Source organism: Rhodocyclus purpureus, assembly GCF_016653115.1.
Taxonomy (GTDB): Bacteria; Pseudomonadota; Gammaproteobacteria; order Burkholderiales; family Rhodocyclaceae; genus Rhodocyclus; species Rhodocyclus purpureus.
Genome location: NZ_NHRX01000021.1, coordinates 25,078 through 35,140, shown reverse-complemented (window position 1 = coordinate 35,140; position 10,063 = coordinate 25,078). Strand labels below are relative to the sequence as shown.

At 69.3% G+C, this 10,063-nt stretch carries 6 protein-coding genes; 1 reads left to right on the top strand and 5 read right to left on the bottom strand.

Annotated features, from left to right (window positions below; all coding sequences use genetic code 11):
• Positions 1 to 1,255: DUF7379 domain-containing protein (locus CCR84_RS04605; protein ID WP_420825377.1), on the bottom strand; the 1,255-nt coding region annotated here is incomplete at its 3' end.
• A 317-nt stretch (positions 1,256 to 1,572) separates the two neighbouring features.
• Here CCR84_RS04605 and CCR84_RS04600 point away from each other — a divergent pair.
• On the top strand, positions 1,573 to 3,258 hold the full coding sequence (locus CCR84_RS04600) for a lytic transglycosylase (RefSeq protein ID WP_201210116.1): 1,686 nt from the start codon (positions 1,573 to 1,575) through the stop codon (positions 3,256 to 3,258).
• Positions 3,259 to 3,260: 2 nt separating this feature from the next.
• On the opposite strand, the gene CCR84_RS04595 is transcribed toward CCR84_RS04600, so the two are convergent.
• From CCR84_RS04595 to CCR84_RS04580, 4 genes are all read right to left on the bottom strand, one after another.
• On the bottom strand, positions 3,261 to 5,324 hold the full coding sequence (locus CCR84_RS04595; protein ID WP_201210115.1) for an ABC transporter ATP-binding protein: 2,064 nt from the start codon (positions 5,322 to 5,324) through the stop codon (positions 3,261 to 3,263).
• A gap of 151 nt (positions 5,325 to 5,475) precedes the next feature.
• Positions 5,476 to 6,903, bottom strand: a complete 1,428-nt coding sequence (locus CCR84_RS04590; RefSeq protein ID WP_201210114.1) for an ABC transporter permease — start codon at positions 6,901 to 6,903, stop codon at positions 5,476 to 5,478.
• Complete coding sequence (locus CCR84_RS04585) at positions 6,900 to 7,880, bottom strand: ABC transporter permease (RefSeq protein WP_201210113.1); 981 nt, start codon at positions 7,878 to 7,880, stop codon at positions 6,900 to 6,902. Before CCR84_RS04585 ends, CCR84_RS04590 begins: the two co-directional genes overlap by 4 nt.
• Positions 7,880 to 10,063: an ABC transporter substrate-binding protein gene (locus CCR84_RS04580; protein WP_201210112.1), complete on the bottom strand. Its 2,184-nt coding sequence runs from the start codon at positions 10,061 to 10,063 to the stop codon at positions 7,880 to 7,882. The genes CCR84_RS04585 and CCR84_RS04580 overlap by 1 nt, the downstream gene beginning before the upstream one ends.

Here is a 10,063-nt window from a genome sequence, read left to right as displayed (position 1 = left end):
CCCCCCCCCCGGAGAGCGCGCCGGCCAGCGTGCCGGCGACGGCGCCCGCCGCCCAGCTGCCGCCCCGGCGCACGAGTTCGAGCAGGCCCGAGATGAAGACGTCGAGATTGTCGGACAAAAGCGCCGTCCCCGCCGCCGGACAGGCGACGCGCACGTAGCGCTCGACCTTGATGTCCTTGTCGTCGAGCAGGCGCAGCAGTTCATGCAACTTGGCCTGTTCTTCCGCCGCGACTGCCTCACGCGCCTGGCGCAAGGCCGGGAATTCCTGCTCGCGCCTTGCTTCCTGCGGACCGGGCAGGCGACGGAACTCGCCGACCAGCCGCGCGCGCTCCTCAGCCCCGCCGCCGACGCAGAGCAGGTCGCCGACCAGGCCACCGCGCGAGTGCGTCAGCAGATGGATCGTCGCCCCCTGCGGCAGGCTCCCGGCCAGCAACAGCGCGTTGTCGATCGGCCCCTGCGAGAAGCTGCGATGCTCGAAGGCGAAAACGCGATCCCCGTACAGCGCAGCGAGCGCCCGCCACTCCTCGCTGCCGGGCAGATCGCCGAAGCTGGCGAGCGTGTGCGAACCCGTGCCATGGATGAAGACCAAGGCCGGCCGCCCCGCCCAGCCGGCGAGGCGCGGGTCGCCCGGACGACAGAGATCCGCCCGCCCCAGGGGAGTTCCACGCCATTGGTACAAGCCCTCCTCGCCGGCCAGCTTGTCCTCGATCGCCGCCATCAGTGCCTTGGCCCCCCAGGTCGACGCCATGGAGACCGCCTCGTCTTCGAGACTGGCGAGCGCATTGGCTCTGATCAAGTCGAGGAACTTTTTCCGGGCGAGCTCGCCGATCGCGTCGGGCTCGACCTCGAGCGCCGAAACGCGCCGCCACAACCAGTCGCCCAGGCCGCGGCTGGTGGCTTCCGGATCGCGCAGGAGGTCGAGGTCGACCTCGCCTTCCCGGCCCAGGGCTTCCGGTCGCAGCCGCGCCACGCGCTCGGCCAACGCATCGGCGCGGATGAATATGGTCGTCCCATCGACCGCCTCCAGCGCCAGCAGACGCTGGTCGGCCGCCGTCTGCGCGGACTGCGGCGCCGTACCGCTGCGGCTCGTCTGCGCCAGTTCCCAAGTGGCGACGGCCCTGACGTTGGGCAACAGCGCGGCGCCAGCGCCGCCGCGAGCGGCAGCACCGCCCAGCACGGGTGGCAGACTTGTCGGCACTGCTGCGTCAGGCGGTGCGGAGAGCGGAAAGCGCAAGGTCAGGGCTGGCGTGCTCATGCTGTGGCTCCTTCTGGGTAGATGCTGGCGGCGCGTATCCACCAATGATATCGTCGTTTTGCACCAGACATGCCATTTTCATCGAAATTAGCAAAGCGGGAACGCCTGTCGTCGACCGCGGCCCTGTGCCGGGCAGCGCCGCGGAGCAAGCGGCCTCCGACGACGAGTGCGGCAAAACCCGCACGAACGAGGCATTTTCGGCTAAGATAGCGGGTTGATTACGCCATCTCGCGCGACCGGGGCACCACCTGCCTCCGTTCGCCGCCCCCATCGGCAACGCCCACTGCGCTTCGCCGATGCCCAAGACAGGATTGTGGATGATTTCTCGACTCGTGCTTGCTCTGGCAGTCGCCTGCGCCGGCTTTGACGCCGCGGCACAGGGCCGTGCCATCAGGACGGTCGACAACGACCTCTTCCAGGTCATCGATCTCTCCCAACCGGTCCTGCGCCTCCCCGATGAAACGGGGAGCGGAGCGTCGCTGGCGAGCTCGGGCATGCGGCTGGGCGAGGCAGGCCTGCGCACGCCGGTGATCGACCTGACGGCCGACCACGACGATCTCTTCGTCCGCCTGCGCAGCGGTTTCTCGATACCGGACATCAACAACGACCTGGTGCTCTACCACCAGCAGTGGTACCTGAACCGCCCTGACTACCTGCGCCGGATGGTCGAACGCAGCAAGCGCTACCTGCATCACGTGGTCGAGGAGCTCGAACGGCGCGGCCTGCCGACCGAACTGGCGCTGTTGCCGATGGTCGAGAGCGCCTACAACCCGATGGCCTACTCGACCGCCGACGCGGCGGGCCTGTGGCAGTTCATCCCGACGACCGGCAAGCACTTCAATCTCAGGCAGGACTGGTGGGTCGACCAGCGCCGTGACGTGATCGCCTCGACCAACGCCGCGCTCGACTACCTGAAGACGCTCTACGAGATGCACGGCGACTGGCACCTCGCGCTCGCATCGTACAACTGGGGCGAGGGCGCGGTCGGCCGCGCCGTGGCCAGGAACCGCGCCAAGGGGCTGCCCGGCGACTACCTCAGCCTGCCCCTGCCCAACGAGACGCGTCATTACGTTCCCAAGCTGCAGGCCCTGAAGAACATCTTCGGCAACCCCGAGACGATCGCCGAACTCGGCCTGGCGCCGCTGCCGAACCGCCCCTACTTCACGACCCTCGCCTGGCCGGACAACATCGACATCAACGTCGCCGCCCAGTTGGCCGAGATGCCGGTGAGTGAATTCATCGCGCTGAACCCGGCGCACAACCGCCCGGTGATCACCGCCGACACGCCGATGGTGCTGCCGACCGAGAAGCTCGCGACCTTCAAGAGCAACCTCGAGCAGCGGCAGTTGCGCGAGCAACCGCTCTCCTTCTGGCGCACCTACACGCTGCGCCCGGGCGAAAAACTCGAGAAGGTCGCGCCGCAGTTCGGCATGTCGGTCGCCGACCTGAAGGCGATCAACGGCATCCGCGGCGGGATCAAGCCACCGCCGGGACTCACCCTGCTGGTGGCGGCGCCCGAGGGCGGCGGCACGCTCGATACCGACGCCGCGGCGACGAGCCACACGCTGCTGGCACATGCGCCGCAGCCCGCCGCAGAGGCGAAGACGTCAGCGCCCGTGCGCAGCCACCTCGTGCGGCCGGGCGACAGCCTGGCCAGCATCGCCCGCACCTACGGGATGAAGCCAGCCGAACTTAAGCAGCTCAACCCTGCCCTGCGCAACAAGCTGAAGCCTGGAATGAAGCTCGCGCTGCGCAGCGTTGAGCAGGGCAAGCAGGCGAAGCGCGGCAGCGAGCTGCGCCCGGCCGCCGAGCGCAAGACCGTGGCGAGCAGGCAGAAGCCGCCGCGGATCGCCACCTACACGATTCGCCGCGGCGACACGCTGGCCTCGATCGCCCGTCAGTTCAAGATCGACAGCGACGACCTGCGGCGCCTCAACCGCATCCAGCCGAACCGCCTGCAACCCGGCCAGACGCTCACCATCCGGCTCGGCGACAACGGCTGACGCTAGCTGCAGCGCAGGCAGCACACCTGGTGCGTCGCCGACAGCGCGACCGCCGCCGGGTAGGCAGCACGGCAGTCGTCGCCGGCGAGCGGGCAGCGCGGATGGAAGTGGCAGCCGGACGGCGGCCGGGCGGGCGAAGGCGTCTCGCCGGGCAGGCGCATGGGCACCGGCTGCGCGTCGAGACGCGGGCTCGGCACCGCCGCCAGCAGTGCCTGCGTATACGGATGCCGTGGCGCGCCGAGCACTTCCTCGACCGTTCCGCGTTCGACGATCCGTCCGAGGTACATCACCGCCACCTCGTGCGCCAGATGCTCGACGACGGCGAAGTTGTGCGTGATGAACAGGTAGGCCAGCCCGAGTTCCTCCTGCAGGGCGGCGAGCAGGTTGAGGATTTGCGCCTGCACCGAGACGTCCAGCGCCGAGGTCGGCTCGTCGCAGACGATCAGCTCGGGCTGCACCGCCAGCGCACGTGCGATCGCGATGCGCTGCCGCTGCCCGCCCGAGAACTCGTGCGGATAGCGGCTCACGGCCGCCGGGTCGAGCCCGACCTGGCGCAGCAAGGCGCCGATCGCCGCGCGCGCCCCTTCACCCCCCTGCCCATCAGCACTCACGCCGAGCGCCTGCATGCCCTCGCCGATGATCTCGCCGACCGACAGGCGTGGGTTGAGCGAGGCGAACGGATCCTGGAACACCATCTGAATGCGCCGCCGCAGCGGCCGCAGTGCGCCGCGGCTCATGCCGACCAGCTCGCGCCCGTCGAGCTTGACGCTGCCGCCGGTCGGCGCGATCAGTTGCAGGATCGCCTTGCCGACGGTGGTCTTGCCGCAGCCGGACTCGCCGACCAGCGCCAGCGTGCGACCGCGCCGGAGCGAAAGCGAAACGCCGTCGACCGCGCGCACCGCACCGACCGCGCGGCGCAGGAAACCCTGGCGGATCGGGAAATGCACGGCCAGCTCGCCGACTGCGAGCAAGGGCGTGGCTGCCGTTCCATCCGTGCCATGAGGGGGGGAGACCTCGGCCGGCAAGGCCACGGCGGCGCAGCCCGATGACGCAGCGGCCGCCTCGGCCGGGAGGATGCGCCCTTGCCCGTCCGCGAGGTGGCAGCGGACGCGATGCCCCGACCCGACTTCGCGCCACTGCGGCGACTCGTCCTGGCAACGGGCGAAGGCAAACTCGCAGCGCGGCGCGAAGCGGCAGCCGGCCGGCATCGCCGACAGCGGCGGCACCTGGCCGGGGATCGTCGCCAGCACGCGCCCGCGCCGCTCGGTGTCGGGCAAGGCGGCGAACAGCTTCTGCGTGTAGGGGTGCCGCGGCGCCGTGAAGAAGGCCGCGCGCGGCGCCTCCTCGACCAGTTCGCCCGCGTACATGACGCCGACCCGTTGCGCCATGCGCGCGACAACGCCCAAGTCGTGCGTGATCAGCAGGATGCCCATGCCGCGCTCGGCCTGCAGCGCGGCGAGCAGGTCGAGGATCTGCGCCTGGATGGTGACGTCGAGCGCGGTGGTCGGCTCGTCGGCGACGAGGAGCTGCGGATCGCCGGCGAGCGCCGCCGCGATCATCACGCGCTGCTTCATCCCGCCCGACAACTGGAACGGGTACTCTTCGAGCCGGCGCCAGGGATCGGCGATGCCGGCGGCGGCGAGCAACTCGGCGGCGCGCTCGCGCGCCGCGCCGGCGGCCAACTCGGGCAGCGCTTCGGCGATCTGCCGGCCGACGGTGAGCACCGGGTTCAGCGAGGTCGCCGGTTCCTGGAAGATCATCGCCATGCCGCGCCCGCGCAGCGCACGCATCTCGACTTCCGGCAGGCGCAGGAGGTCGCGACCGGCAAAGCGCAGTTCGCCGCCGAGGATCCGCCCGGCCGGCGGCAACAGGCGCAGGAGCGACAGCGCAGCGACCGACTTGCCGCAGCCGGATTCGCCGAGCAGCGCGAAGCACTCGCCGGCGGCAAGCTCGAGATCGAGGCCGGCGACGGCGGTCAGCGTCGTCCTGCCCGTGGCGAAGCCGGTACGCAGCCCGCGTACCGACAGCAGGGGCTGACGCCCGCTCGCGTGTTCATCGACGATCATGGTGCCCTTTGCCGCCCCGGTTCATCGAGAGCGCATATTCGCGGCTGCCGCCGCTCCCACGAAAAGCGCTGCCATGGCCAAGCGTCGTGGGAGGGCCGTAAGGCCCGAATGCATGAGCTGCCACGCGCACGTTTCAAGTCATCCTTCCCGCTCATGAGGATCCCGCCAGTCGTGCATCGAAGGCGTCGCGCACCGCGTCGGCGAGCAGGTTGGCTGCCAGCACCAGCGCGAACATGAAGGTGAAGGCTGCCGCCAGCGACCACCACACCACCGGCTCGCGCGCGAGTTCGAGGCGCGTGTTGTTGATCATCGTGCCGAAGCTGATCATGGTCGGGTCGACGCCGATGCCGACGTAGGACAGCACCGCCTCGGCCAGGACCAGGCTCGAGAAATCCATCACCAGCGCGATGACGACGATGTGCATCACGTTGGGCAGGATGTGGCGCGCGATGATGCGCAGGTCCGCGACACCGAAGGACTGCGCCGCCTGCACGAATTCGAGTTCGCGCAGCTTGAGCGTCTCGCCGCGCAGCACGCGGCAGAGACCGGTCCAGCTGGTCATGCCGAGGATGAAACAGAGCGCCAGCAGGCGGATGTCGGCGCGCTCGGCGGCGGTGGCAAACCACTCCGGGTGCGTGTCGATCAGCACCTGCATCATCAGCACCGCCGCCGCGATCAGCAGCACGCCGGGAATCGAGTTGAGCGTCGTGTACAGGTACTGGATCAGGTCGTCGACCCAGCCGCGGAAGTAGCCGGCGGTGAGCCCGAAGAAGATCGCCAGCGGCAGGGTGGTCAGCGTCGTCACCAGGCCGATCACCAGCGCCGTGCGCACGCTCTTCAGCACCTGGTAGAAGACGTCCTGGCCGACCTTGTCGGTGCCGAAGACGTGGTAGTCGCCGCACAGCGCGAACAACGGCGCGGCGACGAGGACGATCAGCCCGAGCGTCGCCAGCACCGAGTTCCAGGCAAAGAAGGTCTCGCCGCACCGGATGCGCCGGCTGGATTCGGCCACCGTCAGCGCTTCACTCCGCGCCAGCCACAGCGTGACCAGGACGAGCAGCGCCGCCCAGCCGGCGAGGCCCAGCGCCAGCGACTTGCCAACGCGCGCGCCGACATCGGCCTCGCGTGCGTCCTCGTCCGCGCCGAGATGCGCGCCGCCGAAGCGCAGGCGCGGGAAATCGCGCACCTGGCGCAGGCTGCCGTCGGCGTCGCGGACTTCGCTCGTCTCCTTGGCAAACGCGCGCGTCGCCAGCGGTGCCGAGTAGGTCTTCTCGTTGCGGCTGCGCAGCGGCTCGGCGATCGCGTCGAGCAGCGACAGGGTCTCGACCGCATAGACCGGCGCGCTGGAGCCGGCGGCCGGCGCCAGCAGCGGCCGGTAGTGCAGCGAATCGGCGAGGCCGACGACGACGAAGGCGAGCAGCACGGTCGCTGCCGCCATCCCCGGCCGGCTGCGGCCGACGCGCCGCCAGGCCGCCGCGAGTTGCGGCTGCCGCGCCGAGACGAGACCGAGGACGAGCGCAGCAATCGCGATCAGCCAGATCAGTGCGTCGGACCAGAGCAGGACGAACTGGCCGTTCATCGGTCGAAGCGGATGCGCGGGTCGACCAGCGCATACGAGAGGTCGGTGAAGAGGAGGCCCACGATGTACAACGCCGAGCCGATGAAGACCATCGCGCGCACCACCGCGAAATCCTGCGCGTTGATCGCGTCGATCGTGTAGCTGCCGAGTCCGGGGACGCCGAAGAACGACTCGGTGAGCAGCGAGCCCATGAACAGCAGCGGGATCACCGCGACGACGCCGGTGAGGATCGGGATCAGCGCGTTGCGCAGCACGTGGCGGAAGAGGATCACCGTCTCGGCGAGCCCCTTGGCGCGCGCGGTGCGCACGTAGTCCTTGCCGATCTCCTCGAGGAAGATCGTGCGGTACCAGCGCGTCGACGAACCGATTCCCGAGACGACGCCGATCAGCACCGGCAGCAGCAGGAACTTCCAGGCGTCGAGGCCGCCGCCGTAGCCCGAGATCGGCACCAGCTTCCACAGCTTGCTGATCAGGAACTGGCCGCCAATGATGTAGAAGAGCCCGGAGATAGACATCAGCGCGACGCAGGCGACGACGCCCCAGAAGTCGAGGTAGCTCGCGCGGAAGAAGGCGAGCAGCAAGGCGAGGCTGATCGTCACCATCAGCCCGAGCACGAAGGTCGGCAGCGCGATCGCCAGCGATGGCCCCATCCGCGTCGTGATCTCGCGCGAGATGTCGCGGCCGTCCTCGGCGCGGCCGAAGTCGCCGACGAACATGCGCGCCGACTGCGTGAAGAAGATGGTGTCGGTGACGAGACCGGTGCCGCTCGCCTCGGTATTGACGAAGAGCGGCTTGTCGTAGCCGCGCTCGGCCTTCCACGCGGCGATCGCCTCGGGCGTCACGCGCTTGACGCCCAGTTGCATGCGCGCCATGTCGTCGGGCGTGTTCACGACGAAGAACAGCGCGAAGGTGATCACGTTCACGCCAATCAGGATCGGCAGCGCGTAGAGGAGGCGGCGCAGGATGTAGGCGAGCATCAGGATTTCTCCAGTGCCGCACTGCGCTCGCGCCGCCGGTAGCCGACGACGGCCGGGACCAGCAGCGCCAGCAGCGCGGCGCCGCCTGCCGCCAGCGGCCACAGCAGCGGCCGGTTCCATTCCTCGCGCAGGCGCTCGCGGCGGGGGACGTCGATGCGCTGGTATTTCAGGATGTTGTTGCCGACGTCGGTCGGCTTGCGGTTGGCGAGCCAGGCATGGCCGAGCGTGTAGGTCTTCGGGTGGAAGCCGAACACCCAGGGCGCATCATTGCGCACGATGTCGAGCATGCGCCGGATCAGCACGAGGCGCTCCGGGCCGCTGTCCATGTCCTTCACCTCGCGGAAGAGGCGGTCGTACTCCGCGTTCTGGTAGTTCGCGTAGTTCTCGCCACCGCTCTTCACCTTGGCCTCGGCGCCGTGCAGGAGGAAGAGGAAGTTCTCCGGGTCCGGGTAGTCGGCGTTCCAGCCGATGTAGTAGAGCTGCGCCGAACTCTTGCGCAGCTTTTCCTGGAAGCGGTTGAAGTCGGTCGAGCGCACGACGAGCTGGATGCCGAGCCCGGCGAACTGCCGCGTCAGCCAGTCGAGCCGCGACTTGTCGCCCATGCCGCCGCCGGTGGTGTCGAGGTAGAGGACGAGCGGCTCGCCGGTCCGGGCGTTCCGGCCGTTCGGCCAGCCGGCCTCGGCCAGGAGCTGCTGCGCCTCGGCGAGCGGGCGCCGCCTTTCCTTGCCGTCGCGCCACCGATAGACGACCGGGTTGATGCCGGCCTCACCGTCCTCGTAACCGAAGATTCCCGGCGGCAGCGGCCCCATCGCCGGGACGCCGCGGCCATTCATGAAGATCGAGATGAATTCCTCCTGGTCGATCGCGATCGAGATCGCTTGCCTGAGCTTCCGCGCAGGCTCGGACAGCCCGCCGACGACGGGGTCGACCATGTTGAAGCCCATGTAGAAGATCGACGCGCGCACGCTGGTCAGGAGCTTGATCCCCTTGTCTAGCATCTCGTCGGTGAGCTGGACGTCGCCGCCGGTGGCAAGCCGCACGGCCTGGTCGAAGCTGTCGGAGGAGATCCCCGACGCGTCGTAGTAGCCCTGCAGAAACTTGTTCCAGTAGGGGACGCTTTCCTTCTCGCGCGTGAAGATCGCGCGCTCGATGAAGGGCAAGGGCTTGCCGCAGTCGGCGAGCAGGCCGGCGGCCGCGTCGCCGGGCTCGCCTTCGCACGGGTAGGTCTCGCCGTGGAAGTTCGGGTTGCGCGCGAGCACCATGCGGCTGTTCGGGTTGTTCTCGGCGAGGAGATAGGGGCCGGTGCCGACCGGGTACCAGTCGAGCGTCAGGTTCTTCTCCGCCATCCCCGGCTGGCTGTAGAAGCGGTCGGCCTCGCGCGGGATCGGCGCGAAGAAGGGCATCGCCAGCCAGTAGAGGAACTGCGGGTACTTGCCCCTGACCGTGACGCGCCAGGTGTGGGCGTCGACGCGCTCGACGCCGGCGAGCGGATAGCGGTCGAGGTCGAGCCAGCCGTCCTGCGGCAGGTCTTTGGCCGCAGCCGCGAGCGTCGCGCCGAGTTCCTTCAAGCCGACGATGCGCTCGGCCATCATGCCGAAGATCGGCGAGTGCAGGCGCGGGTGAGCGAGCCGCTTGATCTGGTAGATGTAGTCGTCGGCGGAGAGCTCGCGGCTGCCGGTCTCGGCGAAGTCGGAGAGCGTGTCGATGCCGGCGAGGCGGGCGCGGTCGAGATCGGCGTAGCGCGGCGCGCCGCCGGCGTCGACCGCGAAGGCCGGGTGCGGCTGGTAGCGGATCCCCGGCTTGATGCGGATCTCGTAGACGCTGTGGTCGACGCGGTCGGCCGGCGCGTCGGCCGGCAGCTCGCGCCCTTCCGCGTCGTACAGACGCGCGACCGGGACCGCGGTGGCGGTCGCCGGGATCAGCGTGTACGGGCGCTTCAGGTAGTGGTACTGCAGCGGCGGCTCGTAGATCTGCGCGGTGAAGGTGATCTCGTCTTCCGTGTAGGACTGCGCCGGGTCGAGGTGCTTCGGCCGCTCGGTGAACGCCGAGTAGAGGATGTTCTGGCCGCGCTGCTCCGCCGGATAGGGGTCGTTCCACTCGCTGCCGCAGGCGGCAAGCAGCAGCGCGAGCGCAGGCAGGGCGAGAAACGACGAAAAGCGGAGCGAGCGGCGGGATGAAAACAT